The 26,114-nt window shown below is 64.8% G+C and carries 29 protein-coding genes; 18 read left to right on the forward strand and 11 right to left on the reverse strand.

Going from position 1 to position 26,114, the window contains the following annotated elements; all coding sequences use genetic code 11:
- Position 1: 1 nt before the first annotated feature.
- The 3 genes from BJ6T_RS27995 to BJ6T_RS28005 all read right to left on the reverse strand — a co-directional run bounded on the left by BJ6T_RS27995 (position 2) and on the right by BJ6T_RS28005 (position 3,922).
- Complete coding sequence (locus BJ6T_RS27995; protein ID WP_225894872.1) at positions 2–2,215, reverse strand: hypothetical protein; 2,214 nt, start codon at positions 2,213–2,215, stop codon at positions 2–4.
- 173 nt (positions 2,216–2,388) lie between these two features.
- Positions 2,389–2,685, reverse strand: a complete 297-nt coding sequence (locus BJ6T_RS28000; protein ID WP_014495898.1) for a hypothetical protein — start codon at positions 2,683–2,685, stop codon at positions 2,389–2,391.
- 259 nt (positions 2,686–2,944) lie between these two features.
- Entirely contained in the window at positions 2,945–3,922 is a 978-nt protein-coding gene (locus BJ6T_RS28005; RefSeq protein ID WP_028169593.1) for an AraC family transcriptional regulator, read from the reverse strand.
- Positions 3,923–4,139: 217 nt separating this feature from the next.
- Between BJ6T_RS28005 and BJ6T_RS28010 the strand changes: the two genes are divergently transcribed.
- The 3 genes from BJ6T_RS28010 to BJ6T_RS28020 all read left to right on the forward strand — a co-directional run bounded on the left by BJ6T_RS28010 (position 4,140) and on the right by BJ6T_RS28020 (position 6,533).
- On the forward strand, positions 4,140–4,910 hold the full coding sequence (locus tag BJ6T_RS28010) for an alpha/beta fold hydrolase (RefSeq protein WP_028169594.1): 771 nt from the start codon (positions 4,140–4,142) through the stop codon (positions 4,908–4,910).
- A 194-nt stretch (positions 4,911–5,104) separates the two neighbouring features.
- Positions 5,105–5,980: an alpha/beta fold hydrolase gene (locus BJ6T_RS28015; protein WP_014495901.1), complete on the forward strand. Its 876-nt coding sequence runs from the start codon at positions 5,105–5,107 to the stop codon at positions 5,978–5,980.
- A gap of 58 nt (positions 5,981–6,038) precedes the next feature.
- Complete coding sequence (locus BJ6T_RS28020) at positions 6,039–6,533, forward strand: DUF302 domain-containing protein (protein ID WP_014495902.1); 495 nt, start codon at positions 6,039–6,041, stop codon at positions 6,531–6,533.
- 75 nt (positions 6,534–6,608) lie between these two features.
- Here the strand turns inward: BJ6T_RS28020 and BJ6T_RS28025 are convergent, their stop codons facing one another.
- A complete protein-coding gene (locus BJ6T_RS28025; protein ID WP_028169595.1) occupies positions 6,609–7,499 on the reverse strand; it encodes a LysR family transcriptional regulator in 891 nt (296 codons plus the stop codon).
- 273 nt (positions 7,500–7,772) lie between these two features.
- Between BJ6T_RS28025 and BJ6T_RS28030 the strand changes: the two genes are divergently transcribed.
- Together BJ6T_RS28030 and BJ6T_RS28035 are read left to right on the forward strand one after the other, a co-directional pair.
- Positions 7,773–8,507 carry an SDR family NAD(P)-dependent oxidoreductase gene (locus tag BJ6T_RS28030; RefSeq protein ID WP_014495904.1) on the forward strand — a complete coding sequence of 245 codons (735 nt, stop codon included), beginning with the start codon at positions 7,773–7,775 and terminating at the stop codon, positions 8,505–8,507.
- A 41-nt stretch (positions 8,508–8,548) separates the two neighbouring features.
- Positions 8,549–9,148 carry an NADPH-dependent F420 reductase gene (locus tag BJ6T_RS28035; protein ID WP_014495905.1) on the forward strand — a complete coding sequence of 200 codons (600 nt, stop codon included), beginning with the start codon at positions 8,549–8,551 and terminating at the stop codon, positions 9,146–9,148.
- 148 nt (positions 9,149–9,296) lie between these two features.
- On the opposite strand, the gene BJ6T_RS28040 is transcribed toward BJ6T_RS28035, so the two are convergent.
- From BJ6T_RS28040 to guaA, 4 genes are all read right to left on the reverse strand, one after another.
- Positions 9,297–10,154, reverse strand: coding sequence for an IS3 family transposase (locus BJ6T_RS28040; protein ID WP_014493361.1), 858 nt, complete (start codon positions 10,152–10,154; stop codon positions 9,297–9,299).
- Positions 10,151–10,552, reverse strand: a complete 402-nt coding sequence (locus tag BJ6T_RS28045; RefSeq protein WP_014493360.1) for a helix-turn-helix domain-containing protein — start codon at positions 10,550–10,552, stop codon at positions 10,151–10,153. Before BJ6T_RS28045 ends, BJ6T_RS28040 begins: the two co-directional genes overlap by 4 nt.
- A 78-nt stretch (positions 10,553–10,630) precedes the next feature.
- Complete coding sequence (locus tag BJ6T_RS43965) at positions 10,631–11,533, reverse strand: HNH endonuclease (protein ID WP_014495906.1); 903 nt, start codon at positions 11,531–11,533, stop codon at positions 10,631–10,633.
- 60 nt (positions 11,534–11,593) lie between these two features.
- Complete coding sequence (guaA, locus tag BJ6T_RS28055; protein WP_014495907.1) at positions 11,594–13,192, reverse strand: glutamine-hydrolyzing GMP synthase; 1,599 nt, start codon at positions 13,190–13,192, stop codon at positions 11,594–11,596.
- Between the two features lie 149 nt (positions 13,193–13,341).
- On the opposite strand from guaA, the gene BJ6T_RS28060 reads away from it, so the two are divergent.
- Positions 13,342–13,713: a nuclear transport factor 2 family protein gene (locus BJ6T_RS28060; protein ID WP_014495908.1), complete on the forward strand. Its 372-nt coding sequence runs from the start codon at positions 13,342–13,344 to the stop codon at positions 13,711–13,713.
- 192 nt (positions 13,714–13,905) lie between these two features.
- On the opposite strand, the gene BJ6T_RS28065 is transcribed toward BJ6T_RS28060, so the two are convergent.
- Positions 13,906–14,358, reverse strand: a complete 453-nt coding sequence (locus BJ6T_RS28065; RefSeq protein ID WP_014495909.1) for a winged helix-turn-helix transcriptional regulator — start codon at positions 14,356–14,358, stop codon at positions 13,906–13,908.
- Positions 14,359–14,451: 93 nt separating this feature from the next.
- On the opposite strand from BJ6T_RS28065, the gene BJ6T_RS28070 reads away from it, so the two are divergent.
- From BJ6T_RS28070 to BJ6T_RS28080, 3 genes are all read left to right on the forward strand, one after another.
- Positions 14,452–15,726: an MFS transporter gene (locus BJ6T_RS28070; RefSeq protein WP_014495910.1), complete on the forward strand. Its 1,275-nt coding sequence runs from the start codon at positions 14,452–14,454 to the stop codon at positions 15,724–15,726.
- 81 nt (positions 15,727–15,807) lie between these two features.
- A complete protein-coding gene (locus BJ6T_RS28075; RefSeq protein WP_014495911.1) occupies positions 15,808–16,140 on the forward strand; it encodes a DHCW motif cupin fold protein in 333 nt (110 codons plus the stop codon).
- A 266-nt stretch (positions 16,141–16,406) separates the two neighbouring features.
- A complete protein-coding gene (locus tag BJ6T_RS28080; RefSeq protein WP_008141931.1) occupies positions 16,407–16,616 on the forward strand; it encodes a cold-shock protein in 210 nt (69 codons plus the stop codon).
- Between the two features lie 206 nt (positions 16,617–16,822).
- Here BJ6T_RS28080 and BJ6T_RS28085 read toward each other — a convergent pair whose 3' ends face one another.
- Both BJ6T_RS28085 and BJ6T_RS28090 read right to left on the reverse strand, forming a co-directional pair.
- Complete coding sequence (locus tag BJ6T_RS28085) at positions 16,823–18,124, reverse strand: RsmB/NOP family class I SAM-dependent RNA methyltransferase (protein ID WP_014495912.1); 1,302 nt, start codon at positions 18,122–18,124, stop codon at positions 16,823–16,825.
- A gap of 90 nt (positions 18,125–18,214) precedes the next feature.
- A complete protein-coding gene (locus BJ6T_RS28090; RefSeq protein ID WP_014495913.1) occupies positions 18,215–18,589 on the reverse strand; it encodes an MAPEG family protein in 375 nt (124 codons plus the stop codon).
- 171 nt (positions 18,590–18,760) lie between these two features.
- Between BJ6T_RS28090 and BJ6T_RS28095 the strand changes: the two genes are divergently transcribed.
- From BJ6T_RS28095 to BJ6T_RS28135, 9 genes are all read left to right on the forward strand, one after another.
- Positions 18,761–19,375: a hypothetical protein gene (locus tag BJ6T_RS28095; RefSeq protein ID WP_014495914.1), complete on the forward strand. Its 615-nt coding sequence runs from the start codon at positions 18,761–18,763 to the stop codon at positions 19,373–19,375.
- 70 nt (positions 19,376–19,445) lie between these two features.
- Entirely contained in the window at positions 19,446–20,288 is an 843-nt protein-coding gene (locus BJ6T_RS28100) for a metallophosphoesterase family protein (protein ID WP_014495915.1), read from the forward strand.
- A 141-nt stretch (positions 20,289–20,429) separates the two neighbouring features.
- Positions 20,430–21,725, forward strand: coding sequence for an amino acid deaminase (locus BJ6T_RS28105; protein WP_014495916.1), 1,296 nt, complete (start codon positions 20,430–20,432; stop codon positions 21,723–21,725).
- Between the two features lie 13 nt (positions 21,726–21,738).
- The gene (locus tag BJ6T_RS28110) at positions 21,739–22,398 is read left to right on the forward strand and encodes an amino acid ABC transporter permease (RefSeq protein ID WP_014495917.1); all 660 of its coding nucleotides are present in this window, start codon (positions 21,739–21,741) and stop codon (positions 22,396–22,398) included.
- Between the two features lie 10 nt (positions 22,399–22,408).
- Positions 22,409–23,059, forward strand: a complete 651-nt coding sequence (locus BJ6T_RS28115; protein ID WP_014495918.1) for an amino acid ABC transporter permease — start codon at positions 22,409–22,411, stop codon at positions 23,057–23,059.
- Complete coding sequence (locus tag BJ6T_RS28120; protein WP_014495919.1) at positions 23,046–23,774, forward strand: amino acid ABC transporter ATP-binding protein; 729 nt, start codon at positions 23,046–23,048, stop codon at positions 23,772–23,774. Before BJ6T_RS28115 ends, BJ6T_RS28120 begins: the two co-directional genes overlap by 14 nt.
- Before the next feature lie 31 nt (positions 23,775–23,805).
- Positions 23,806–24,603, forward strand: coding sequence for a transporter substrate-binding domain-containing protein (locus BJ6T_RS28125; RefSeq protein WP_014495920.1), 798 nt, complete (start codon positions 23,806–23,808; stop codon positions 24,601–24,603).
- 58 nt (positions 24,604–24,661) lie between these two features.
- Entirely contained in the window at positions 24,662–25,006 is a 345-nt protein-coding gene (locus tag BJ6T_RS28130) for a RidA family protein (protein WP_014495921.1), read from the forward strand.
- A gap of 62 nt (positions 25,007–25,068) precedes the next feature.
- Positions 25,069–26,097, forward strand: coding sequence for a succinylglutamate desuccinylase/aspartoacylase family protein (locus BJ6T_RS28135; protein WP_014495922.1), 1,029 nt, complete (start codon positions 25,069–25,071; stop codon positions 26,095–26,097).
- Positions 26,098–26,114: the final 17 nt, after the last annotated feature.

Consider the following 26,114-nt stretch of genomic DNA (forward strand, 5'->3'; position numbering starts at 1 on the left):
CCTACCGCTTTCGCCCCCTGCGCCCCTTTGCCTTCGCCGCGCGTTTGCGGCCCGGGGCGGCGGCTCGCGCGGGTCCGCGTGGCGTACGGCCGCCGGTCTCGGCGGACAGTTCGGGACGCAACCTCGCGAGCTTGGCGCGATCCGGCAGCATGTCGGCAAAACCGTCGATCGCGCGCGGCGCGGTCGTATCATCGCCGGCCGCAGCCGTTGCGGCGCGCGCGCCTGACGGCACTGCGGTCTGGCTGAGTGCCTGCAACCGCCGGCACGCTTCACCGAGGTGATAGGCATCGCCGCCGAGCGCCACCCATTTGCCGACCTCGGGATGCAGCACGAGATTGGCCGAATGGTTGTCGCTCGCGCTGGTCGGATAATCGACGAACACGTCGATCCCCGACTGCACGCCCACCATCACGCCCTGCGCCGACCATGACACCGCGACGTCGACGCGGTAGCGGCCCGGCTTCTCGAAGGCGAAGCCCGCCGTGCTCCAGAACACCTTGGCCGAGGCCGTGACGCTCTTGCCGGGCTCAAGCTCGGTCAGCTTCGCGTGCTCGCACAGGATCACGAAGGGCCTGACCGGACGCTCGTGCCCCTCGCCGTCGGTGACGGTGATCGATGCGAACAGGGCCTCGATGCTGACGTCGTTCGGCGCGCGCAGCGATACGCCGCTGGTGTTCGTCATCGTCCAGGTCAGATCCAGCGGCTGGCCGAGCGCGACGCGGTCGGTTGTGGCCGTCACCGTCAGCGCCAGCTCCGAAGGCTCGAAATCGTGCCGGTCGGCGGCCTGCGGCGCGCCGGTCGGGAACCAGCTTGCGAACGGCCATCCGCCCGGACGGATGACCGGATCCGGCATGTGGTTGAGGTGATGACGGACGTTGGTGTTGTGCGCGAGCTTGATCTGATCCGGGAACACCCCGGGCTCGCCGGTCGCGGGACCGCCGAGCACGTCCGCGACGCTCGGCGTCGTCGTCATGATCGAGTTGTCGGCCGCCGTTTCCTGCTCCTGGTGGATCTGGTTCAGCGTATGCGTCAGCTCGTGGGTCGCGCTGCGCAGGAACGCGCGCGGCACGTCGCGCTGCTTCTTGTTCGCGGCGAGACCGAAGTTCGAGGAGTCCGAGACGGGATAACCGTCATCGGAGAAGCTGGCACAGCCTTCGCGGGGTACGCCGATCTGGTCGTACATGATGCCGCGCGAGCAGCCGAGCTTGGCGGGCACCACGATCATGTGCACGCGCCATTCGGTGTCCAGATTCGTCGCGGGATTGCGCACGGTCGTCATCAACGCGTGCAGATCGGCCGAGCTCCAGCAATTGGTCGCCACCACGCCTGATGGCACCGGCACGTTGAGCTGGTCCTGCACCACCGACAGCTGCCAACCGGTCTTGGCGAAGACCGTGTCGAAGAACTCGGTGCCGCCGGCCCCGTCCGGCACCGGCGCGGGCCGGACGGCGCCGACCAGCGTGTCGATCTCCAGCGTCGCGCGGCGGAAGAATTTCGACACCCAGGCGAGCGTGATGCTGCCCTTGTCCACGCCGCCCTCGAACAGCCGGCCCTGGTAGAACGGCCCGCCGGTCAGGGAGAACGGAAACGGCGCCGGCACCTTTGAAAGCTTCATCGTCACGGTGCGCGACGGCGAGGCCGGGAACGTGCCCTTGAACTGGCCGGCCGGCGGCTGCGTGTAGTTGAACTGCTCGGCGACAATCGTCAGCTCGCACTTCTTCGGCAACGGGACCGCGACCGGCGCGGACACGCTGGTCACCCTGAGATAGGAATGATAGCGCGCGCGGGGGAAGATGGGGATCCGCGGCCTGCGGATCGGAAACGGAATCAGGGGTTCATCGAGCGCACTGAGCGAACCGGCCAGGCTCGTCAGTCCCGACTCCGCCGCCGCTTCATCTCCATCCGCATCGCCCACCGGCACCACGGGCCCCACCGGCGGGATCGGACCGATCACCGGCCGGCGCGAGTAGAGATCACCGCTGACGATCAGATGATCGGCGCCGCCGTCGGGTGCCGAGCGATCGACGCGCAGCGTGCCTTCGAAGGTCACGAAGCCCGCGGTCGGCCTGAAGTTGATCTGATAGCAGCCTTCGCGGAAGTCGAGCCTGCAGAGCCTGAACGGCGGAAACGGCTGCAGACCGGTTGCGGCCGGCTGATCGCCGGACTCCTCGTCGCTGAAGCTGATCTGGCGCGACAGTGGGACCTGCGGCTTCATGGCGGGCTCGACCGATGCCGCGGTCATCTTGGAAAGGCTACCACTCGATTCATGCTCTGAGCAATTGCACATGTCGTCTTCTCCTCGTTGAAAGGTGGAGGCGATCGACGTGAGCATCGGGCTCGTTCGCGGGTACGGCCGCGTTATTTCGGTCAGCTGTGGCGTGCGCAGTCCTACGCGCGCCGATAGGTCACGACACAGCCCTCTGAATCCGTAAACTCAAATCGGTCGGCCTTGAGCGAAATGCGATAGGTCACAAGTTCATCAGTCGCCGTCCCGACGACGAGCGTGTTGGAATCCTCGAGACGGTAGATTCCCGCGTCCCACCACACCATGCCCTGCCCTTCGCCGCGCATGCCGCGGTAGGTGCCGGTCGAGAATGTGAGAATGGCGGGATACTTGTCCGCACACGCAGCCGACGTGGATTTGGTCCACGTACCAACCATGCTCTGTTCGAGTTTGTCAGCCATAGTGTCTCCATAGCTCTCATCGGCCGTGCGGCCGATTGGAGGCTATTTCAACATGCCGTTCTGGCGTGTGCAGCTCATTTGAGGCTGATGTGATGGCGGGTGTGTCAAATCGACTAAATTCACCACGTTCAATCACAACAGGTACTCTATCGCAGCATTGACGCAAGCGTGCGTGTGAGATGCTTCACACCGAAGGTGCGACAATTGAGCACCGGCGACGAGAGCGAGATGAAAGCGCGACGAAGAAACTGACGCACGTTCAATCGGAGACTTTCACTTCCGAGCCGTGCACTTCCGAACCGTGCGGTTGACCTTGGCTTCCATCGAGGCGTTGAGCGGCCCGGTAGCGGCCGGGCGACATGCCATGATGTCGATGAAACAGTTTTGAAAACGCCGCCGCTGTCTCGTAGCCGACCTGGCTCGCGATCCGTGCGATGGGCTCATCGCTGGTTTCGAGCAGGAACGCCGCCTCCGCCATCCGCCGTTCGATCACATAACGATGCATGGACTGGCCGACCAGCCTGGTGAAGCGGGCCGAAAATACCGAGCGGCCGAGCCCCACGCGATGGCCGAGATCGCTCAGCGTCCAGGGCCGCTCCGGGTTTTCGTGGATCAGTTTGAGCGCAGGTCCGATATGCGGGTCCGATATGGCCCCGAGCCAGCCGCCCTGGCCGGGACTGAGGGACGCGATCCAGCTACGGAGCGCCTCGACGAACAGCACTTCCGTCAGGCGCGAGAGCGCGACGCGCTGGCCGGGACGCTCGTGCGCGGACTCGCTGACCATGCGGCGCAGGATGGCTTCGAGCCAGCCGCCGTCCGCGGTCGGCTTCAGCAGAAGCACGGGCGGAAGCAGCTCCAGCACGCTGCCGAACGAGGGCCGCGACACCGTGAAATTGCCGCAGATCATGGTCGAGAGCGGCTTTGCGCGACTGCCGTGACGAATGACGCCAAACCGCGACGACGCTCGATCGATATCCATGATCCGCAAAGGCTTGGCCCGGCGATCCGAATAAAACACATGGGGCTCGCCGCGTGTGATGACGACGAAATCGCCCTCGGTCATCTGGATTTCCTGTCCCTGTTCGAGCTTGAGGGTCGCCGAGCCCCGGCTGAGATAGTGAAACAAAGCGTAGGGGCGCGCCGGCAGCTCCAAATTCCAGGGATGGCCGAGCTCGAAGTGGAAGAGCAGCGTGCCACCGAGGCGAACGCGATCGAGCACTTGGGCGAGGATGTCCATGCCGCCGAAGTTAGTCGGGTGGACGATCGGACACAACATCCGGACGGTTGATCCCTATCGACCGAAAAGCCCGCGAACTAGGTCATGTCGCGGCGGGCCGACATCACGTGCGGCAACCATTTCGCCAACGGCGGGTGGAAGAAACCGCGAGCTCGCTGGAAACGCCTGTCCATTCCCCCGGACCTCATTCCGTCCGCCATATCAACAGGAACAATCAATGCGAAATATTCTACTCTCAGCCGCCACTGTCCTCCTGGCCGGAACGACATTGGTCGGCTCCGCCAATTCCGCCGAACTGCCCAAGGGAGCAGCCCACAACATCGTGCTCGTGCACGGCGCGTTCGTGGACCAGACAAGCTGGCAGCCCGTTGCCGATATTCTCACGAAGAAGGGCTACCGCGTCACGCTCGTGGAAAATCCGCTCACCTCGCTCGCCGCTGACGTCGATGCCACCAAGCAGGCGCTCGCGAAGCAGGACGGCAAAACCGTTCTGGTCGGCCATTCGTGGGGCGGCGTGGTGATCACGCAGGCCGGCAACGATCCCAAGGTCTCGGCGCTGGTCTATGTCTCCGCGTTCGCGCCAGAGGTCGGCGAATCCCTGGCATCGCTGGCCAAGGCCGGCCCGCCGACCGAAGGCGGCAATGCGATCCATCCCGACGCGAAGGGCAATCTGTACATCGACCCCAAGGTGTTTCCGTCGGCCGTCGCGGCTGAGCTTCCTCCAGAGATCGCCGAGCACCTCGCCAACTCGCAGCTTCCGTTGAATCACGTTGCGTTCGAGGCCCCCGTCAGCATTGCGGCCTGGCGCGACAAGCCGACGTTCTACGTCATCACCACGAAGGACAAGGTGATCGCGCCCGAGGCCCAGAAGTTGTTCGCAACCAGGATGAAGGCTCAGATCACGGAGGTCGCCGGCAGCCATGCCTCGCTCGTGGTCCATGCGAAGCAAGTCGCCGAGGTCATCGAAAAGGCAGCGCTCGCGAAGTGACGGTGCCGCTCCCGGCGCTGTCGCGCCGGGAGCGCACACGCTCGCTCAAAGGAATGCAGAACGTCTCGGACCGCGACGGCGCAAACCCGTCAAAGCCGCAGAGGCGCCAGCGACATCCTGGAGAGATGCCTCGGTCGCCGCGCCACGCCGGTCCCCCAACTCGATTATTTTATGCCAAGCATCCGGAGGATGACATGACTCAACCCGACATCGCGAGCCAGGACGCCGCGACACTCGAAACGGCGCCAACCCTTTACATCGAAGGCAACGGAATTCGCTTCGCCTATCGCCGTCTCGGCCCGGCGACCGGAACTCCGCTGATTCTTCTGCAGCACTTCTCGGGCAACATCGACGCCTGGGACCCGGCCGTCGTCAACGCTCTGGCCGTCGATCGCCCCGTGATCGCCTTTGACAACGCAGGGGTCGGCCGCTCGACCGGCCAAACGCCCGACACCGTCGCGGCGATGGCACGAGACGCCGTGGATTTCATCGACTCGCTCGGCTTCCTCGAAGTCGACCTGCTTGGCTTCTCCCTCGGCGGCTGCGTCGCTCAGCAGATCGCCGCCGAGCATGGACAGCTGGTCCGCAAGCTCATACTCGTCGGTACCGCGCCGAAAGGCGGAGAGGAACACCTGTTAGCGGTGCTGCGGGAAGCGTTTTCCCAAACCGATGTGCCGGACCCCCGGCTGCCGCTGTTCTTCACGAATTCATCCGCCAGTCGGTCTTCCGGCTTGGCCTTCCTGAAGAGAACCAAGGTGCGCAAGGACGATCGGGACACCGATAACGGCAGCGCGGTAACCGATCCACAGGCAAAGGCGCTGATCACCTGGTGCGCCACGCCTGATCCCGGGCACGCCATTCTGCGCGCTATCCGCCAGCCCGCTCTTGTGGTCAGCGGCAGCCACGACACCATGCTGCCTGCGAACAACGCCTACGCAATGTTTAAGGAACTAAGTAACGCTCAGTTGGTCCTTTATCCCGATTCAGGGCACGGCGCGCTGTTTCAGCACCACGAAACGTTCGTCAGCCACGTCCGCACATTCCTGGATTCACAGCCCGCGGCTGAATGACACTCGACGACATCGCGATCAAACGAACTTTATCAATGAGAGTTTTTACGGAGGACAAATGGCAGTCGCTAAAGTCGAAGTGGAGCGCTTCAGCCTCGCGAGCTCTAGACCATTCGATGCTGTCGTGGCCGCCTTCAAGTCGGCGATCGGACAACCCAATATGGTCGAATTTTTCGAGGAGACGAGGGCGACAAACTCCTTTCCGGATTTGGAGCGCGTTGTGCGAAGCGGGCTCGGCCGAACGGACCTCATGCTCTTCGCGGAATTCGACTTGGGCGACATTCTGCGTCGCGAATCTGGATCCATGAAACCTAAGATCATGCGGTTTGTGGTCGGTAATCCACTCATCATGAAAGAGATGGTCAAGCACGTGCCCGATGCCGGGTCTTACGCTCCAGTCACGGTGCTCGTTGATGAGCGCTCCGATGGCGTCCATGTCTCTTATGACAAGATGGAGAGCTTTCTGCTGCCTTATGGCAATTCGGACGCACTCTCCGTCGCCCGAAATCTTGATTCGAAAATCACAACCTTGCTGCGCGAATGTGCAGGCTGAACGACATCGCTTCAAGCGATCGCAGTTGCGCTTCCGACCGGATTACGGCAAGCGTCGCCGGCCACTTGCCGCGCGTCAGTCGCGCGATAGGGACAGCCCCGCGAGCAGCGGCGCGTACACGGCGAGCCTGCGGGATACGAACTCGGTGAAGAGCCGCACGCGCTTCGTCTTGCGCGTCTCCCCCTGCGTGAGGAGCCAGAGCGTTCCGTACATGTGCAGGTCGGTGCCCGGCACCCTTACCAGCAGGGGGTCGGCGTCTCCGACGAAGCACGGCAGTGTCGTGATCCCGACCCCCTGCCTGACAGCAACGAGCTGCGCCTCGGCGTCCGTGGTCCTGAACGGAACCCCCGTGGTGCGAACCTCGCGGGCCCAGTCCGGGATTCCATGAATGCTGATGACGATCCATCGCATGGAATCAGGCGCGGCCGCGCGCGACGCGGCCAGGCGTTCGCGGGACATGTAGACGCCGCCGAACACATCCGGTCCCTTCACGCCGTGAAGATTGAGCGGCAGGGTCTTGCGGTCGTAGACGACGCGGATCGCGACGTCGGCCTCCCGGTTGGTCAGATTTGCGAGCTCGCCGGACGACACGATGTCCATCTCGATGTCCGGATGCAGGCGCGCGAACTCGGCGAAATCAGGCATGAGCAGGTGTGTCGCAAGCGGCGGCGCCAGCGTCACCCGCAGAGGCCCGCGCACGCTCTGGTCGCGACCGAGGACGCGCGTCTCCAGCTGGTGCGACGACGCCTCCATCTGGTCCGCGAACTCGAGCACCTCCTCCCCCGCCGCCGTCAGGCGGTAGCCCGAAGGCAGCTTTTCGAACATCCGCACACCGAGGCGCTCCTCCAGCTGGGCGATGCGTCGCAGCACGGTCGCGTGGTTCACATCGAGGCGCTCGGCGGCGGCCCGCACCGAGCCTCCGCGCGCGACGGCAAGAAAATAACGAACGTCATCCCAGTCGATCATGGTGCAATCCGGCACCGCGTGGTGCGCCTTCCAAAAGCCCGTATCGAGCACATTGAACGGTATATGGCGGTCATTGTGGCCGATGTCGACGACTGAGGCCCCATTCCGAACGGCGGACACCGATCGTCGCGGCAAAGATCAGTCGTCCAGCCGGATCGATTACGCACCACCGATGTGCGCGCTTCCACACTCAACGCCCGACGCCGGCGGACCTATGTCGAGGTCCTCGGGGGCCTCCCCGATCGGCCAAAGACGGAGTCTGAAGGAGAAGTCATGGGAAAGCTTGAAGGTAAGGTTGCAGTCGTCACGGGTGGATCGAGCGGCATGGCGCTGGCAAGCGCCAGGCGGTTCGTTGAAGAAGGCGCCTATGTTTTCGTCACGGGCCGGAGGCAGCAGGCACTCGACGAGGCGGTCAAACTCATTGGCCGGAACGTGACCGGCGTGCGCGGCGACGCAGCCGATCTCGACGACCTCGACCGTCTGTTCGACACGGTCAAGCGGGACAAGGGCAGGATCGACGTGCTGTACGCGAGCGCCGGCACGGGCGAAGCCGTCCCGCTGGGCGAGATTACCGAGCAGCACTTCGATGCGACCTTCGACCTGAATACGCGCGGCACGCTGTTTGCGGTTCAGAAGGCGCTGCCGCTGTTTCGCGATGGCGGATCGATCTTCATGACCGGGTCTGTTGCGTCGGTGAAGGGTTTTCCCGGTTACGGCGTGTATGCGGCGAGCAAGGCGGCGTTGCGCTCATTCGCACGCACCTGGCTCAACGAACTGAAGGGCCGGAATATCCGGGTAAACGTGCTGAGCCCGGGGCCGATCGCCACACCGATGCAGGACCAGGTTCTCACCGAAGAGGCGAAGCGGATGTTCGAATCCCTGATCCCCAGGGGAAAGATGGGCCAGCCTGAGGAAATCGCGGCGGTCGCGCTGTTTCTGGCGTCAGACGATTCCAGCTTCGTGAACGGCGTGGAGCTGTCTGTCGACGGCGGCTTCTCGGCCATCTGAAGCGCCCGCAAATCAACATCAACACGGATCGGAGAAACATCATGAGCTACGCAATTGTCGGATTCGGCAAAGTAGGCCAGGCCCTCGCCCACGCCTTCGCCCGCAAGAACATCGACGTAACAGTCGCGAGCCGCCGGCCGCCCGAGGCGTTGGCGCCGCAGGCCCGGGCGATTGGACCCTCGGTCGTCGCAAGGTCGCTGCGGGACGCACTCGAGGCCGACACGATCATCCTGGCGGTCCCGTTCGGGGAGCATCGCGAGGTTGCGAAGGCCCTGCCGAACTGGAAAGGCAAGACGGTCATCGACGCGATGAACGCGTTGGTCCCCCCTGAGGAGCTGGACGGCCTCCTGTCCTCCGCCTTCGTCGCGAAGGCGTTCACCGGTGCCAGGCTGGTGAAAGGTTTCAATCACCTGGCTGCGGCCAAACTGGCTGCCGATCCGATCGTCGAGGGCGGCCACCGGGTCGTCTTTTTGTCCAGCGACGACGAGGACGCGACCGCTCCCGTGGTGGCCCTGGCCAAACAACTCGGGTTCGCACCCGTCAAGCTGGGAAAGCTCAACGAGGGCGGCGCGCTGGTGCACGCACGCGGCCGCATCTGGGGGCAGCTGATCTTCCAGGACTTGTTCAGGAAGGAGCAGTAATCGGCGCCTTTCGAGCGCAGTAACGGTGGCAGTGCTAAACTAACTGGTGCGCTGCGAGTAACGGTGACGGTGCACTAATTAGTGCACTGGACTGCACCCCTGAAGTGAGACACGATAATTTCAGTGACAGCGGGGTTGTCACGATGCGTTATCGCGCTTTGTTTTGCGCGAACGCGGCTTCGAACTCAAGGGGCGACTGATATCCGAGCGCCGAGTGCAGGCGCTCTTTGTTGTAGACCTCCGCGATAAAGCTGTTGATGTGGCGGCGGGCGTCGCCCAGATCGGTAAAGGTCCTGCCGTTGACCTGCTCGACCTTGAGCGTTTTCATGAAGCTTTCGGCCTTGGCGTTGTCGAAGGGATTGCCCGGCCTGCTCATGCTGATGGTAATGTCGCGATCGGCCAGTCGCTGGCGATAGGCGATGGACGCGTATTGCACACCGCGATCGGAGTGATGGATCAGGCTGCCGGGTGCCGGCTTCCGGGCGTCGATGGCTTTCTCCAGTGCAGCGATGGCGAGTGAGGCATCGAGCGTATCTTCAAAAGCCCAGCCGACAGCCTTGCGCGAGAAGGCATCCAGAATGACGGCGAGATAGGCAAAGGTCTTGGCGAGATGGACATAGGTGATGTCGGCGACCCAGATCTGATCGGGTGCGGATGGCACTAGGCCGCGGACCAGATTGGGGATGACGAGAACGCTTGATGGTCGTTCTGCAGGCGGCTTCAGGAACGGCGTCCTGCGCTGTGCGAGCAGATTATCCTGGCGCATAAGCCGCTGAACTTTCTTGGCATTCACCACCATACCTTGGCGCCGGAGAGCCGCGGTCACCCGCCGATAGCCGTAGAAGACGTGCTTGAGGCAGATGCGCTGGATCACGTCGCGCAGCTCGCACTCGGCTGTCTCGCTGCTGCGTTTGGCGAGATGACGGTAATACGTAGCGCGCGGCAGGCCCGCGAGGCGGCATAGTCGCTGCACGTCGACGTTTGAGTCTGTTGCTTGCGAAGTCATCGCTTGGATGACTTCGATGATGCGGATGCGGGTTTGCCTTGCGCTGCCGGCCGCTCCAAGGCGCGCAAGGCTTGCCGAAAAAAATCGAGGTCCATCTGCTGGCGACCCACCAGCCCTTCGAGCTCGGCGATACGCGCTTTGGCGAGCACGAGGGCCGAGCGCTTGTCGTTGTACGTCGCTGGCGGCTTCAGCTTGCGGGGGCCAGGCTTGGGTCCGCGCTTGCGGTTCAACCCGTCTGGCCCATCGGCCTTCCACGCCTTGATCCAGTCGTGGAGAATCTTGCGAGAAATTCCGAGTTCACGGGCTACGGGCAGAACGCCGTCGCCTCTCTCAACCCGCTTGATCGCCTTTATCTTGTAGGCCGTCGGAAACTGACGGTTCTTTCCTTGTCCTGCCACAGGTCATCCTTGAAATGCCTGTCACTGAAATTATCGTGTCTCACTTCAGGGGTGCAGTCCAGCACTGTCACCGTTACCTCATTGCTTAAAGCAATGCTCGCGGTGCCACTTCAGAAAATGCGGATGAGGCCGATCCGACGGCCTTCTTGGCTCGAGCGCGCGACCGGTCTTGTTGATGACCGATCGAACTCCTTCCAGATCGTTTGTCTGGCGCGAGATCAAGATTTCCAGATCATCACCCATGCTGATCAAGCCACGGTCGAACATCCAGTGAGCGGTACCGGACAGAGCGATCCCATTGCTCACGATGTCCGGTCCATTCGCCTCCACAGGTCGAATGTGCGCCGCCGCGACCTCTGCGCGCCCCATTCCATTAATGAGCTTCAACCCGGTAATGGCACAGCGCTCGTCGTAAGCACGCAGCACGATCCGACGAAAAACTCGATCGCGCAGAACTCTGGATACCGTCAGGCTGATGCGATCGCGCTGCTGCTCAAATATGAATGGAGCCTGTTCTTTTTCATCGAGTTGAGACAGCCGAACATCAGCATCAACGCGGGGCAGCAGCGGTGCGCCTTCCGCGAATCCAAGCTCGAGTATTCTATTGAAATCGTCCGCCGAGATTGGCCGGACTGCCGACTGAGCACGTCCTGAAATCCGCCCCTGCTCATTCAAGACGCCGCGTTCCACAGGACCAGTTGGCCCGTTGAAGGAAACCGAATTGGCAAAATCTAGGTAACTTCCGGGTTCAATCAGAGCGAGATACATCCCCGAAGTACCGGGATCGGGAATAACCTGCTGAACCCGAGCAATCGCAAAATAGCCGCGCGTCTCGGCTACTTTGCGAGGTTCGTAGTAGATGATCCAATCACCGACGCAATCTTCAACACGGCCGAGATACTGACTGGGAAACTGATATCGTTCAGCTGGGCTGTCATCGTAGATCGAGTCCGATCGATGGATGAATACCCCAAATCCCATGATTTACGCGCCGCCGCCTCTCCGGAGTGAGGGCAGAGATTGAATAGGCACTGCTGCCCCCTACTCCCACTCAATCGTCCCAGGCGGCTTGCTCGTCACGTCGTACACCACCCGGTTCACGCCCTTCACCTCGTTGATGATGCGCGTGGCGGTCTCGCCGAGAAACTTCATGTCGAACTGGTAGAAGTCCGCGGTCATGCCGTCGGTTGAGGTGACGGCGCGGAGGCCCACGACGTAGTCGTAGGTGCGGCCGTCGCCCATGACGCCGACCGTCTTCACCGGGAGCAGCACGGCGAAGGCCTGCCAGATGTCGTCGTAGAGGCCGTGCTTGCGGATCTGGTCGATGTAGACGGCATCGGCCTTGCGCAGGATGTCGAGCTTGTCCTTCGTGATGTCGCCGGGGCAGCGGATGGCGAGGCCGGGGCCCGGGAACGGGTGGCGGCCGACGAAGATTTCGGGAAGGCCGAGCTCGTAGCCGAGCTTGCGCACCTCGTCCTTGAACAGCTCGCGCAGGGGCTCGACGAGCTTCATGTTCATTCGCTCGGGGAGACCGCCGACATTGTGGTGCGACTTGATCGTCACCGAGGGACCGCCGGTGAAGGAGACGCTCTCGATTACATCGGGATAGAGCGTGCCTTGCGCGAGGAAGTCGGCGCCGCCGATCTTCTTCGCCTCCGCCTCGAACACCTCGATGAAGAGGCGGCCGATGGTCTTGCGCTTGGTTTCGGGATCGGTGACGCCTTCGAGCTCGCCCAAGAACTGCTTGGAGGCATCCACGTGCACGAGCGGGATGTTGTAGTGGTGGCGGAACAGGTCCACCACGGTCTTAGCTTCGTCGAGGCGCAGCATGCCGTGGTCGACGAACACGCAGGTGAGCTGGTCGCCGATGGCTTCGTGGATCAAGACGGCCGCGACGGCCGAATCGACGCCGCCGGACAGGCCGCAGAGCACCTTGCCCTTGCCGACCTGGGCGCGGATCTTCGCGATCTCCTCCTCGCGGAAGGCGCGCATGGTCCAGTCGCCGGAGAGGCCCGCGATCTTGCGGACGAAATTGCGGATCAGTTTTGCGCCGTCGGGCGTGTGTACCACTTCGGGGTGGAACATCAACCCGTAGTACTTGCGCGTCTCGTCCTGGATGATCGCGAACGGCGCGTTCGGCGAGGTGCCGGCCACCGAGAAGCCCGGCGGCATCTTGGTGATGCGGTCGCCATGGCTCATCCAGACCTGGTTCTTGCCGCCTGGCGACCAGACGTCCTCGAACAGCTTGCTCGGCGCCTTGACCTCGACATCGGCGCGGCCGAATTCGCGGTGATGGCCGCCCTCGACGGTGCCGCCGAGCTGCTCCGCCATGGTCATCTGGCCGTAGCAGATGCCGAGCACCGGCACGCCGGAGGCGAAGATCAATTGCGGGGCGCGGGGGGAGCCGGCTTCATGCACCGACTCGGGTCCGCCGGAGAGGATCACCGCTTTCGGTTTCATCTCCTTGAAGGCGTCTTCGGCCTTGTTGAACGGGACGATCTCGCAATAGACGCCGTCCTCGCGCACGCGACGCGCGATCAGCTGCGTCACCTGGCTGCCGAAGTCGACGATGAGAATCTTGTCGTGCGCCGAGGCCACGGAGGGCGTCGACGCGGAGCGGTCGTTCTGTGCTGCTGTCATGGCCAGCAAATACGCGACCGTGCCCCTGCCCGCAACCGCGCGATGCGCGCGCCCACATTCTTCTTTGGGCATGGACAAACGCATATAGGTAAGTATTATTGACCTAATTTGCCCCGCACGCCAACAAGGGGCCAATCAGGGAGGATGCCATGTCACCGCACCACCAGCCATCGACGCTTGCCGCGCTCGGCCGGACCTGGGTCGAGGCCTGGAACACGCGCGATCTCGAGCGCGTGCTCACGCTCTACGACGAGGCGGCCGTGATGACCTCGGACCGCATCCCCGCGATGGGGTTCGATGCCAGCGGCACCGTGCGCGGCAAGGACGCGTTGCGGGCGTATTGGGGCAAGGCGCTCGGGCTTTTGCCGGAGCTGCATTTTACGCTGATCGACCTGTTCGTCAGCCCGGATAGCGTCGTGGTGTTTTACGAGAACGAGCGGGGGAAGCGGATTTGCGAATATCTGCGGGTGAATGATGCGGGGCTGGTCGTGCAGGGGTCGGCGAACCATTTGGCGCATTGAGCGGTGTCGCCTCGCCTACCGCTGTCATTCCCCGCGAAGGCGGGCGATGACAGTGAGAGTGAGGCGCGAGCGTGCCACAAGCGTCATTGCGAGCGTAGCGAAGCAATCCAGACTGTCGCCGCGGAAAGATTCTGGATTGCTTCGCTGCGCTCGCAATGACGGAGGAGAGAGCTCGCGCCGGCAACGGCGCCGTCAGCGCTTGCGTGCGCCGACCTTGCGCACCTTCGTATCCGACCATGTCAGCGGCCGGCCGGTGCGTGAGGGCAGCACCAGTTGCCCGACCGGCTGGCCCGTCTGATCCACCAGGTCGGAACGCGCTTCGCCGCGCGCATAGAGGTGCGCCTCGCCCCATTGGCGCAGGGAGACGACGACCGGAAACAGGTCGCGGCCCTTTCGCGTCAGGGCATATTCCTGATAGGCGCTGCCGTCGGAAGCGGGAACCAGCTCGAGCACGCCGAGCTGCACCAGCTTGCGCAGGCGCGCGCTGAGCATTCCCTTGGCGATGCCGAGATTGGTCTGGAAATCGCCGAACCGGCGCAGCCCGTCGAACGCGTCGCGCACGATCAGCAGCGACCACCAGTCGCCGATCGCGTCCAGCGCCCGCCCCACCGGGCATTCAACCTTGGCAAAACCGGTCCGCTTCATGGCGCCTCCCAACTGGTCCTAAAATAAGACTGGACAGCGCCGCGCGCAACTGGTCTTTTTATAGAACCAGATCGAATGCGCCGGGAGATGACGATGACGACGAACGAGGACGTGCGGGCAAACTCGGGACAGGACCTTGCGGTCGCCGGCCCAGGCGAAGCCGGCGAGATCGCCGGGCGCGGGCTGTCGCGCCCGATGGCGCTGCTGTTCGCGCTGACCTGCGGCCTGAGCGTCGCCAACATCTATTTCGCCCAGCCGCTGCTCGATGCGATGGCGCAGGATTTCGGCATTGCGCCGGCCGCGATCGGCATGGTCATGACCTTCACCCAGATCGGCTACGCGTTCGGCCTGATCCTGATCGTGCCGCTCGGCGATCTCTGGGACCGCCGGCGCCTGATCGTCGGCCAGACCACGCTGTCGGCCGTTGCCCTCATCATTGTCGCCACGGCCTCGCATGCCGCGGTTCTGCTCGCGGGCATGGTGCTGGTCGGCGTGCTCGCCGTCGTCATTCAGGTGCTGGTCGCCCTTGCCGCCACGATGGCACGCCCGGCCGAGCGCGGCGGAGCCATCGGCACGGTGACGAGCGGCGTCGTGGCCGGGGTCCTGCTCGCACGCTTCGCCGCGGGCACGCTCGCCGATATCGGCGGCTGGCGCCTGGTGTACCTGGTCTCGGCCGGCCTGATGCTCGCCATGGCGACGCTGCTGCTGCGCGTGCTGCCGCACGGCCGGCGGACGGCGTTGACCGGGGCCGCCTATCTGGCGCTGCTCCGCTCGACCGCCGCGCTGTTCGAGGAGCGGATCGTGCGCGAGCGCGCCCTGTTCGCGTTCCTGATCTTCGCCAATCTCAACGTGTTCTGGAACGCGATCGTGCTGCCGCTTTCCGCGCCTCCGATCGCATTGTCCCACACATCGATCGGGGCGCTCGGGATCGCGGGCGTCGCCGGCGCGCTCGCCGCCCGCAACGCCGGCCGCCTCGCCGACCTCGGCTGGGGCCAGCGCACCACCGGGCTCTCGCTCTTGCTGATGCTGGCGGCCTGGGCCCCGATCGCCTGCCTGCAAACCTCGCTCTGGCTCCTCATTGCCGGCGTGATCATGCTCGATTTTGCCATCCAGGCCGTGCACGTGACCAGCCAGAGCCTGATGGTCGCGGCGCGCCCCGATGCCGCGAGCCGCCTCGTCGGCGGCTACATGGTGTTCTACTCGATTGGAAGCGCCACCGGCGCGATCGCATCGACGATCGTGTATGCCGCGGCAGGCTGGAGCGGCGTCTGCATACTCGGCGCCGGAATCAGCGCCGCTGCGCTGCTGGTCTGGGTCATCACCGCCAGCAGGATCGAAGCGCCGGCCGGCTGTGCGGCGACGCGCTAGCGCCTCACCGGAATCTGGAGAAGACTTGCGCGGATTCGTGCGCTAGCACTGCGCCCGCCGGCTCTGAGACAGGATTCCACGATGAAGCTCCCGACCTCCCCCTTCACCGTCACCGACTGGAGCAAGGTTGCGCCGACCACGCATGCCGGCGAGACCGGCCAAGCGCTGTGGCGCACGCTCAACATCGGCGATCTCCGGGTGCGGATGGTCGAGTATTCGCCGGGCTATCTCGCCGACCATTGGTGCGACCGCGGCCACGTGCTCTACGTGCTCAAGGGCGAGCTCGACTCGGAGCTGCGCGACGGGCGGAAATTCAAGCTCACCGCGGGGATGAGCTACCAGGTCTCGGACTTCGGCGACGCCGCGCACCGGTCCTCGACGGCCACCGGCGCGACGCTCTTCATCGTGGACTAAGGCGCGCGGCGGCCCCTATTTGCACCGCAAAATAGCAAAGCCACGCGACATGCCGGGCCACGGGTACTGCCTTGAAGTAGCCCCAAATTCTCGCTATATTGTGATCATCGATACTTGGCCGAACGACTGGGCCGCTTCGCTTCGTTTCAGACGGGCGCGCACGCTTCAGATGACTTCTCCAAACATCGACTGAAAAGGATCATGGGCGCAATTCCGCGTACCGGTCCACGTGCGTATCCTCTTTTAACTAACTAAAGGAAATTCCCATGGCTATGGGCACCGTGAAGTGGTTCAACACCCAAAAGGGTTATGGTTTCATCCAGCCGGACGACGGCCAGAAGGACGTGTTCGTGCACATCAGCGCGGTCGAGCGCGCCGGCCTCTCCTCCCTCAACGAAGGTCAGAAGGTCTCGTTCGACATCGTCGCCGACCGCCGCAGCGGCAAGTCGTCGGCTGACAATCTCCGCGTCGGCTAACGCCCACGCATCGTTCTGACCACGGACGTACCGGCAGAACGTCGAGTTAGAAAGCCCCGCGAGCTTCGGTTCGCGGGGCTTTTGTTTGCCCCTTGTCATTCCAGGGCTCGCGTAGCGAGAGCCCGGAATCCATGGAACCGCAGAGACGGCCGCGCGATGGATTCCGGGCTCGCCCTGCGGCGCCCCGGAATGACGGCGGAGCAAGATCAGCCCCTCTTCTTCAGCACCGCGACGAAGAACCCGTCCGTCCCCGTCCGCCGCGGCGTCATCAGCCAGCCCTCGTCCGACTGCAGCGCGGCCTTTGCGAAATCCTCCGCCTTGTCCCAGAGCACGCTTGCGGTCTGCTCGGGCGGCACGACCGCGAATTCGGGATGGCGGGCGGTGAACGCCCTCACCTGCTCGCCATTCTCCTCCGCCAGCACCGAGCAGGTGATGTAGGCGATCCGGCCGCCGGCCTTGACCAGCGGCACGGCACGCTCCAGCACCCCGGCCTGGTCGCGCAGGCGGATCTCCAGCGCGCCGGGGCGCATGCGCCATTTGGCGTCGGGATTGCGGCGCCAGGTGCCTGTTCCCGTGCAGGGCGCGTCGATCACGACGAGGTCGGCGGTGCCGCTGATGTCGGTCAGCGGATCGGCTTCGCCCTTGGGCGTGCGGACATCGGCATTGTGGACGCCGGCGCGCGACAGGCGCTCGTGGATCGGGGCGAGCTGGCGCTTGTCGCTGTCGGTGGCGATCAGCCGCCCCTTGCCCTGCATCAGGGCCGCGAGCGCCAGCGTCTTGCCGCCGGCGCCGGCGCAGAGATCGATCACCTGCTCGCCGGGTTTTGCCGCGGTGAAGCCGGCCGCAAGCTGCGATCCCTCATCCTGAACTTCAACGGCGCCCTTGATGAAATCCTCCTCCGCCTGGAGGCCGGGATTGCGCGCATCGGCCGAAAGCTCGATGCGCAGGCCGTTTGCGGACCATGGCGTCGGTTCCGCATGAAGATGAGCAAGCCCCCGCAGCACCTTGTCGCGGTTGGATTTTAGCGTGTTGACGCGCAAATCCAGCGGCGCCCGGCTCGCCATCGCAGCCGCCTCCACGGCGCGCTCCTCGCCGAACACTTTCGCAAAATACGGGTCAAGCCAGTCCGGATAATCGCCGGCGACCGCAGCCGGCGCGTCCTTGAGGGAACGCGAGGCCAGCGCGGCCTGCTCGGCCTCGGTCAGCGGCGCCGGTGCGAACCGGCTGCCGTCGAACAGCGCGCCCATGGTGGCCGCGTCCATGTTGCGCTCGAGGCGGAGCATGCCGATCAGCCGGGCGCGCGCGGTATCGGCATCCATCAGGAAGGCGCTCGAGGCATAGCGGCGCAGCACGTCCCAGACCAGGCCGGCGATGGCGGCGCGGTCACCGGAGCCGGCGAAGCGGTGCGCGGTGCCCCACTCCTTCAGCGCCTTGGCCGCCGGCACGCGGTCCTTCTCGATGGTGTCGATCAGTTCGATGGCTGCGGACAGCCGGGCAGCGGGAGTCATTTGAATCTTTCAGATCAGGATTGGCTATTTTTGCTTTGCGGATGATCTTGTCGGAAAACCGGTATCCACTTTTCCGGATCATGCGCGCACCTAGATCAACAACAGCATCTTCAGCGCGAAGTAGATCCACATCGCCAGCAGCACAAGCACGCCGGCGAGCCAGATCGTGGAGCGCCGGCCGAGATCGTTGGAGGACACGAACACGCCGGCATGGGCAAAGCGCGTCACCACGAACACCCAGGACATCAGCACGATAAAGAGATCGGCATGGCGCAAGGGCAGCGCCAGCGCGATCAGCGCGTAGAACAGCACCGGCAGTTCGAACTGGTCGCCCGGGGCAATGTCGCGGCTCTTGGTCTCGCCGGAAACCAGCGAGCGCCGGCGGGCCAGCGCCATTCCGATCAGGACTGCGAAGGTGAGACCGACCTGCACGAAGACAGGCAGCAGAACCATTTGGATGGACATCGGAACTTTCCCGTAAGGCGGAACACCGCGGACCGTCATTAGCCGCGACTGCTGGCGCTGACAATCAACGAGTTGAACCGGCGTTCCAGATCCTGCGACCAAATGCCGATAGTTAGAGCGATTTCGGCCCCTCTGAGCGGGCGCCAGGCGAGCTAGCGCCAAGAGACTGACATGAACACCCTCACCAGCCTTTTGACCGAATCCGGGGACGGCCGGCTCGGCGTCCTGATGTCGGCACTCGCGGGAATCGCGGCCGCGCTCGCGGTGGCGCTGGCGATGACAGTGTACTTCCGCCTGAGCTACCGCAGTTGGCGCGACGTCGTCAGGCATGGCCTCGCCACTCTGGCCGCGCTCGCGCTGTTCGCCTTTGCCGCCTACGACATGCGCCACGCCGCGCTGGCCTATCTCGGCCTCAATCCCTCCAAGCCGGCGGTCGAGTTCGAGATCCGGATGCCCAGGGAAACGCTGACGGCGGTGTCCGACAGCCAGATCGAGCTGCACACCGACCGCAACCAGACGCTGGCGCTGGTCGACGGCGTGCGCGAGCTCGGTGATGGCCGCTCCGTGCTGCGCGGCGCGGTGGCGCTCAACCACCGCACCGCTGACCGCGTGCTGGTCGTAAACCTGCCCGGCAAGGGCACGTTTGAATTCCGCCTCCGCCTGCCCGCCGAGCCGCACCGGTCCGAGCAGTTCGGGCCCTGGCACCTCGCCGACCGCATCGCCTCGCCGGCAACCGGCAGCGGCGCGCCGCAGGACGCCTACACGATCCGCTATCGCGTGCTTTAAACTTTGTTTCATCGCGATGCATGCGCGCGCCGTCATCGTTCCGACGTGCGACAACGCGTATGCTGGTCCCATGTCCGAATTTCGCCTGACGCAGATTTCCGACACCCATCTCGGCCGGCGCTTCCCCGGCCTGATCGCAAATTTCGATCGCGTCAGCGAGCACATCGACGCTGATAGGCCCGACCTCGTCGTCAACACCGGCGACGTCTCCTTCGACGGGCCGACAAGTCGCGACGATGTCGAATTCGCCAAGAGCCTGCACGCCGCCCTGCCCGTCGCCTGCCGCTACCTCCCCGGCAATCACGACATCGGCGACAATCCGACCGCGATCGGGCCTGCGCCGAAGCCGCCGGTCGAGGAAAAGCACCGCCAACAATTCCGCGACATCATCGGCGAGGACCATTGGTCGTTCGAAGCGGCCGGCTGGCACTTCATCGGCCTCAACTCGCTGGTGATGAATTCCGGGCTCGCCTTCGAAGCCGAGCAGTTCGACTGGTTGTCCCGGGAAATGGCGCGCATCAACGGCAGGCCGATCGCGCTGTTCGTGCACAAGCCGATGTTTCTCAACCTGCCCGACGACCCCGAGACGCCGGAGACCTCGATCCGCTACGTGCCGCAGCCGGCACGCGCGCGCCTGATCGAGATGTTCTCGACTGTGGACCTGCGCCTCATCGCCAGCGGGCACGTGCACCAGCGGCGCGACTTTACCTACCGTCACACCCGCCATGTCTGGGCGCCGTCGGCCGGCTTCAGGATCAACAACGCGCGCCAGGACCGGATCGCGATCAAGGAAGTCGGGCTCGTCGAATATCGCTTCCGGCCAAACAGTTTTGAAGTTCGGCACGTCAGGGCCGCAGGCCAGGTCGATGTCGATATCGAGGAGCTGCTCGCCCAGATGGGCGGCGAGCACTAGCCCAATTCCCGGGCACAACACCTTACCCAGTTACCTCACTGCACCGAATTCACGCTTGAGTTGGCTAAAATACCCTAATGACAACGTTGTCATTCCGACATATCGTTCCTGAGCGGTCGAGGGGCCGCTGAGGGAGCGACGATGCAGTTCTTGTCCCGGTGGGAGAGCCAACGTCTTTCATCGACCACGCGGGGCATCCCCCTGGTCGATGGCCTGCCGATCGAGGAGATCGCCGGCCAGAATTGGCAGCCTTCTCGCGGCGATCTTGCCCTGCCCGCGCTCACCCTCGATGAGGCCGCCTTCGCGGCCAATCGCGACCTCTTCCTGCGCTGGTGCGAGAGCGCCGGCGTCAGCGTTGCGCCCCACGCCAAGACGCCGATGTCGCCGGAGCTCGCCCTGTCGCTGCGCGAGGCCGGCGCCTGGGGCACGACGGTTGCCAACATCCAGCAGGCCGCCGTGCTGCTCGCGAGCGGCGAGCGGCGCCTGCTGCTGGCCAATGAGATCGGCGGGCTCGCGGCCGGCCGGCGGCTCGGTGCGTTGCTCGGCGCCTATCCCGACGTCGAATTTCACGCCTTCGCGGATTCACCGGCGGCGGTCGCCGCACTGGCCGAAGCGGCCCGGATTGCGGGCCGCAGCGAATTGTCCGTGCTGGTCGAGCTCGGCGCGGGCCGCGCCGGCGCGCGCGATCGCGCCGCGGTCGAAGCGACGATCGCAGCCGTGCTCGCGGCCGACCGGCTCATACTCGGCGGCGTCGCCACTTACGAAGGCGCGGTCGCAACGCCCGATGCCGACGAGACGATGCGCGCGATCGCGGCGCTGATGGAACGCACCATCGCGGCCTTCGCGCTGGTGCGTCATGCCGCCCCGGGCCGGCCGCTGATCATCAGCGCCGGCGGCTCGGCCTATTTCGACGTCGTCGCCCGCGCGCTCGCACCAAGCGCGCAGGCGGACGGCAACGCCAGCGTCCTGCTGCGCTCAGGCGCGCTGTTCTTCGCCGATCACGGCATTTACGCGCGGGCCTTTGCCGAGCTCGACCGTCGCGAGGGTCTCGCCATCGACGGCGCGCGGCACTCGGCGACCGAGGGTTTCCGGCCTGCGCTGACACTTTGGGCCGAGGTGCTGTCGCGGCCGGAAGCAGGCCTCGCGATCGCCGGCTTCGGCATGCGCGATGCATCCTTCGATCAGGGATTGCCGGTGCCGCTACGCGCCTTCCGCGACGGCGTCGAACAACAAGGGCTCGCCGAGACCTTGTCGGTCACCCGTCTCAATGACCAGCATGCATTCCTGTCTGTTGCGCCCGATAGCACGCTTGGGGTCGGCGACATCATCGCCTTCGGTATCTCGCATCCCTGCACCTGCCTCGACCGCTGGCGCGTCGTCCTCGGCCTCGACGCCGACGGCGTCGTGACGCGCGCCCTCCCCACCCAGTTCGGCTGAGGCGGCGCGCGCAATGAATTTCCTGCCGCTGTGGCGCTATCAGAACCAGCTCATCGACGGCGCCATCGTCACGCTTGAGCTGACGGTGATCGCGGCGCTGGCCGGGCTTTTGATCGGCGTTGCCGGCGCGGTCGCGCTGAAGGGGCGCATCACGCCACAGCGCTGGCTGGTGCGCGGCTATATCGAGCTGTTCCGCAACACGCCGTCGCTGATCCAGATCTTCATCGTCTTCTTCGTGCTGCCGAACTTCGGCTTGAAGCTGCCGGCGTTCGAGGCCGCCGCCGTCGCGCTGTCGCTCTATTTCGGCGCCTACTCGGTCGAGATCATCCGCGCCGGCCTCGACTCCGTGCCGAAGAACCAGATCGAGGCCGGCCAGTGCCTTGGCCTGTCCGGCTGGCAGGTGTTCCGTCACATCCTGCTGCCGCCGGCGCTGCGCAACGCCTATCCAGCCGTGACCAGCCAGTTCGTCCTGCTGCTGCTCGGCACCTCGCTCGCCTCGCAGGTCGCCGCCGATGAGCTGTTCCATGTCGCGGGCTTCATCGAGAGCCGCACCTATCGCAGCTTCGAGGTCTATGCGGTGATCTGCGTGGTCTATTTCGCGATGGCGATGTCGTTCAAGGCGCTGTTCGCCATCATCGGTCTGGCGGCTTTCCGCTGGCCGCGGCGGCGCTGAGGGGAAAGCGATGCGATCCTTTACCCTCATCGACTTCGTCTCGCTGTTCGCGGCGCTGCGCTGGACCGTCGCGCTCGTCGTGCTCGCGCTCGCCTTCGGTGCGCCGCTGGCGCTGGCGTTCGCCACAGGCCGCATCAGCCGCTTCGCCGGCCTGCGCTGGACGATGGCGGCGTGCATCCAGATCGTCCAAAGCGTGCCGCTGCTCGGGCTGCTGTTCTTCTTCTATTTCGGCATGCCGATGTTCCTGGGCATCCAGGTGCCGGCCCTCGTTGCCGTGACCGTCGCCTACACGCTCTACACCGCGGCCTTCCTCGGCGAGATCTGGCGTGGCGGGCTGGAAGCCGTGAAGCAGGCGCAATGGGAGGCAGGCAGCTGTCTCGGCCTCTCCGCCTGGCAGCAATTCCGTCACATCATCGCGCCACAGGCGCTGCGGCTGTCGCTGCCGCCGACCGTCGGCTTCCTGGTGCAGCTCATCAAGGGCACCTCGCTCGCCTCGATCCTCGGCTTCGTCGAGCTTGCCCGCGCCGGCCAGGTGGTGAGCGCGGCGACGTTCCAGCCGCTGCTCACCTACGCGCTGGTCGCTGCGATCTATTTCGCGCTGTGCCTGCCGCTCACGCTCTGGTCCCGCTCCCTGGAGGCCCGCCTCGATGGCTCTCGTTGAAATCCGCGACGTGCACAAGACATTCGGCAAAGTCGAGGTGCTCAAGGGCGTCTCGCTCGACGTCGAGGAAGGCGAGATCGTCACCATCATCGGCCGCTCCGGCTCGGGCAAGTCGACGCTGCTTCGCTGCATCAATGCACTGGAGACCGTCGATTCCGGCGAGATCCGCGTCGAGGGCGAGAAGGTCCACGCCAGGATGCCTGACCTGAAGGCATTCCGTCAGCGCGTCGGCATCGTGTTCCAGGCTTTCAACCTGTTTCCGCACCTGAAGGTCGAGCGCAACATCACGCTGGCTCCGCTTCTGACCGGCCGCATCGAAAAGGCCCGCGCGCGGGCGCTGGCCGAGGACGTGCTGACCAGGGTCGGCCTCGCCGACAAGATCGACGCCTGGCCGGAGCAGCTCTCCGGCGGCCAGCAGCAGCGCGTCGCCATCGCGCGGTGCCTCGCCATGGCCCCTCACCTCATGCTGTTCGACGAGGTCACCTCCGCGCTCGATCCCGAGCTCGTCGGCGAAGTCCTGAAGGTGATGGAAGCGATGGCGAAGCAGGGCATGACCATGATCCTCGTCACCCACGAGATGGGCTTTGCCCGCAACGTCGCCAACCGCATCGTCTTCATGCATCAGGGCCGCGTCTGGGAACAGGGACCGCCGGCCAAACTGTTCGCCAATCCTGAAACCCCCGAGCTCGCCAGCTTCATCGCGTCCGCCAAATAACCATCCACCAATCCCCGATCAGGAGAGAGCCATGAGACCACTAAAATCCCTCTTTGCGATCGCAGCCACGGTGCTCGCCGTGCTCGCTGCCCCCACCCTCGCACAGGCCGACAAGCTCCAGGACGTGCTCGGCGCGGGCAAGCTGCGCGTCGGCCTGCTGACCGATGCCGCACCGTGGGGTTTCAAGGACGACAAGGGCGAGATCGCGGGCCTCGACGCCGATCTCGCCCGGCTGATCGCCGCCGACATGGGCGTCAAGCTCGAGCTCGTGCCGGTGACGGGCGCAGCGCGCATCCCGAGCCTGCTCTCCGACAAGATCGACATTTTGATCGCGGGCCTCGGCGCGACGCCCGAGCGCGCCCAGCAGGTAATGTTCTCGCAGCCCTATGCCGTGGTGAATCTCGGCGTCTACGGCGCCAAGGCAATTCCAGCGGCGACCGGCAAGAAGCCCGACAATCTCGACGGCCGCAGCGTCGCGGTCGCCAAGGGCTCGACCCTCGACGTCTGGCTCACCGACAACGCCCCGAAGGTGAAGCTGGTGCGTTTCGAGGATACGCCGGCCGCACTCGCCGCGTTCCTCGCCGGACAAGCCGATACCTTCGCCGAGAACAGCGCCATCGCGCTGAAGGTGCAGGACCAGAACCCGACCAAGGAGGTCGAGCTGAAATTCCTGATCCGCCAGTCGCCGGCCCATGTCGGCGTGCGCCAGGGCGAGCAGAACCTGCTCAACTGGATCAACACCGACATCTTCTTCAACAAGCTCAACGGCAAGCTCGGCGCGTTGCAACTGAGGTGGTTCAAGGAAGAGCAGACGCTGCCGACGCTGTGAACCAGCACACGGCTCCCGCACCAATGCGGGAGCCAACCTTCACGAGGAGAATTTCGAGATGATCAAACGTTATGTCGTCGGCTCGCGCATGAGCCAGGCCGTCGCCGCAGGCGGAATGGTGCACATCGCCGGCCAGGTCGCCGATGACCGCAAGGCTGGCATCGTGTCGCAGACCCAGCAGGTGCTCGCCAAGATCGACGCGTTGCTGAAGGAGGCCGGCTCCGACCGGTCGAAGCTGATCGCGGTCAACGTCTTCCTGCCTCATATCACCGACTTCGACAGCATGAACTCGGTCTACGATGCCTGGATCGATCCGGCCAACCCGCCGGCCCGCGCCTGCGTCGAAGCCCGCCTCGCCGATCCCGATTTGCGCGTCGAGATGACCGCTGTCGCCTTGCAGTAAAGGCACCACCACCCTTTCAACCTTTGGCCGGCGCCGGCGACGGCGCGGCCGCGAGGCAAGCCATGCATACCGGACTTTTCCACGAGATCGATTTCGAGAAGGACCAGAAATGGTCCGGCCATCTCGGCATTCCCTTCTCGATCGATCGCTCGCCCTACTACCAGCTCAAGATCCCGATCTTCCGGATCAAGAACGGCGCCGGGCCAAAACTGCTTTTGATGGCCGGCAATCACGGCGACGAATATGAGGGCGAGATCGCGCTGACGCGGCTGTATCGCCGGCTCGATGCAAAGGACCTCAAAGGCGAGATCACCATCCTGCCCTTCGCCAATTGGCCGGCCGTGATGGCTGCGCGCCGCCGGTCGCCGCTCGACGAGGGCAACCTCAACCGCGCCTTCCCCGGCGATGCCGCGGGCACGCCGACGTTCCGGCTTGCGCACTTCCTCGAGTGCGAGCTGTTTCCGCGGCACGACGTCGTCTTCGACATCCATTCCGGCGGCACCTCGATGGCGCATGTGCCTTGCGCGCTGATTGAGCGGCAGGGCACGCCCGAGATGTTCGGCCACGCGCTGCGCCTGATGGAGGGGCTGGGGATGCCTTTCGCCTTCGTCGCCGAAAACGGCGCGACCGCTCCGACCTCGATGGCCGCGGCGGCACGCGCCGGCGCGATCGGGCTCTCCGGTGAATTCGGCGGCGGCGGCACCGTCACGCCGCAGACCATGGCACTCACGGCGCGCGCGATCGATCGGCTGCTGCTCGCGCTCGGCCTCGTCCAGGCGCCGGTGCTGGGCCCTCACGCGCCGGTCGAGCGCGCCACCGAATTGCTGGCGCTGCAAAGCCATGCGCAGGCGGTGTTCGCGACCCGTCGCGGCTGGTTCGAGCCCGCCGTCATGGTCGGCGCGCGGGTTGCGGCCGGCGACGTCGCCGGCTGGTATCATGACTTCGAGCGCCCGGAGCTGCCGGAAGAGGTGCTGCGCTTCCCCGCCGACGGCATCGTGATCTCGCAGCGCCTGCACACCGACAGCCAGAGCGGCGACTGCCTGGTCCAGGTCGGCCGCGCGCTGTCACGCGACGAGCTGCCGGCGCGCTGAGTTTTGGAGACGATACC

The sequence above is a fragment of the Bradyrhizobium japonicum USDA 6 genome (genome assembly GCF_000284375.1).
Classification (GTDB): Bacteria; Pseudomonadota; Alphaproteobacteria; order Rhizobiales; family Xanthobacteraceae; genus Bradyrhizobium; species Bradyrhizobium japonicum.

Excerpts from the sequence above, each read along its gene's own strand:
- BJ6T_RS27995 (WP_225894872.1), bottom strand. The coding sequence starts at position 2,215 with ATGAAGCCGCAGGTCCCACTGTCGCGCCAGATCAGCTTCAGCGACGAG.
- BJ6T_RS28000 (WP_014495898.1), bottom strand. The coding sequence starts at position 2,685 with ATGGCTGACAAACTCGAACAGAGCATGGTTGGTACGTGGACCAAATCC.
- BJ6T_RS28005 (WP_028169593.1), bottom strand. The coding sequence starts at position 3,922 with ATGGACATCCTCGCCCAAGTGCTCGATCGCGTTCGCCTCGGTGGCACG.
- BJ6T_RS28010 (WP_028169594.1), top strand. The coding sequence starts at position 4,140 with ATGCGAAATATTCTACTCTCAGCCGCCACTGTCCTCCTGGCCGGAACG.
- BJ6T_RS28015 (WP_014495901.1), top strand. The coding sequence starts at position 5,105 with ATGACTCAACCCGACATCGCGAGCCAGGACGCCGCGACACTCGAAACG.
- BJ6T_RS28020 (WP_014495902.1), top strand. The coding sequence starts at position 6,039 with ATGGCAGTCGCTAAAGTCGAAGTGGAGCGCTTCAGCCTCGCGAGCTCT.
- BJ6T_RS28025 (WP_028169595.1), bottom strand. The coding sequence starts at position 7,499 with ATGATCGACTGGGATGACGTTCGTTATTTTCTTGCCGTCGCGCGCGGA.
- BJ6T_RS28030 (WP_014495904.1), top strand. The coding sequence starts at position 7,773 with ATGGGAAAGCTTGAAGGTAAGGTTGCAGTCGTCACGGGTGGATCGAGC.
- BJ6T_RS28035 (WP_014495905.1), top strand. The coding sequence starts at position 8,549 with ATGAGCTACGCAATTGTCGGATTCGGCAAAGTAGGCCAGGCCCTCGCC.
- BJ6T_RS28040 (WP_014493361.1), bottom strand. The coding sequence starts at position 10,154 with ATGACTTCGCAAGCAACAGACTCAAACGTCGACGTGCAGCGACTATGC.
- BJ6T_RS43965 (WP_014495906.1), bottom strand. The coding sequence starts at position 11,533 with ATGGGATTTGGGGTATTCATCCATCGATCGGACTCGATCTACGATGAC.
- guaA (WP_014495907.1), bottom strand. The coding sequence starts at position 13,192 with ATGACAGCAGCACAGAACGACCGCTCCGCGTCGACGCCCTCCGTGGCC.
- BJ6T_RS28060 (WP_014495908.1), top strand. The coding sequence starts at position 13,342 with ATGTCACCGCACCACCAGCCATCGACGCTTGCCGCGCTCGGCCGGACC.
- BJ6T_RS28065 (WP_014495909.1), bottom strand. The coding sequence starts at position 14,358 with ATGAAGCGGACCGGTTTTGCCAAGGTTGAATGCCCGGTGGGGCGGGCG.
- BJ6T_RS28070 (WP_014495910.1), top strand. The coding sequence starts at position 14,452 with ATGACGACGAACGAGGACGTGCGGGCAAACTCGGGACAGGACCTTGCG.
- BJ6T_RS28075 (WP_014495911.1), top strand. The coding sequence starts at position 15,808 with ATGAAGCTCCCGACCTCCCCCTTCACCGTCACCGACTGGAGCAAGGTT.
- BJ6T_RS28080 (WP_008141931.1), top strand. The coding sequence starts at position 16,407 with ATGGCTATGGGCACCGTGAAGTGGTTCAACACCCAAAAGGGTTATGGT.
- BJ6T_RS28085 (WP_014495912.1), bottom strand. The coding sequence starts at position 18,124 with ATGACTCCCGCTGCCCGGCTGTCCGCAGCCATCGAACTGATCGACACC.
- BJ6T_RS28090 (WP_014495913.1), bottom strand. The coding sequence starts at position 18,589 with ATGTCCATCCAAATGGTTCTGCTGCCTGTCTTCGTGCAGGTCGGTCTC.
- BJ6T_RS28095 (WP_014495914.1), top strand. The coding sequence starts at position 18,761 with ATGAACACCCTCACCAGCCTTTTGACCGAATCCGGGGACGGCCGGCTC.
- BJ6T_RS28100 (WP_014495915.1), top strand. The coding sequence starts at position 19,446 with ATGTCCGAATTTCGCCTGACGCAGATTTCCGACACCCATCTCGGCCGG.
- BJ6T_RS28105 (WP_014495916.1), top strand. The coding sequence starts at position 20,430 with ATGCAGTTCTTGTCCCGGTGGGAGAGCCAACGTCTTTCATCGACCACG.
- BJ6T_RS28110 (WP_014495917.1), top strand. The coding sequence starts at position 21,739 with ATGAATTTCCTGCCGCTGTGGCGCTATCAGAACCAGCTCATCGACGGC.
- BJ6T_RS28115 (WP_014495918.1), top strand. The coding sequence starts at position 22,409 with ATGCGATCCTTTACCCTCATCGACTTCGTCTCGCTGTTCGCGGCGCTG.
- BJ6T_RS28120 (WP_014495919.1), top strand. The coding sequence starts at position 23,046 with ATGGCTCTCGTTGAAATCCGCGACGTGCACAAGACATTCGGCAAAGTC.
- BJ6T_RS28125 (WP_014495920.1), top strand. The coding sequence starts at position 23,806 with ATGAGACCACTAAAATCCCTCTTTGCGATCGCAGCCACGGTGCTCGCC.
- BJ6T_RS28130 (WP_014495921.1), top strand. The coding sequence starts at position 24,662 with ATGATCAAACGTTATGTCGTCGGCTCGCGCATGAGCCAGGCCGTCGCC.
- BJ6T_RS28135 (WP_014495922.1), top strand. The coding sequence starts at position 25,069 with ATGCATACCGGACTTTTCCACGAGATCGATTTCGAGAAGGACCAGAAA.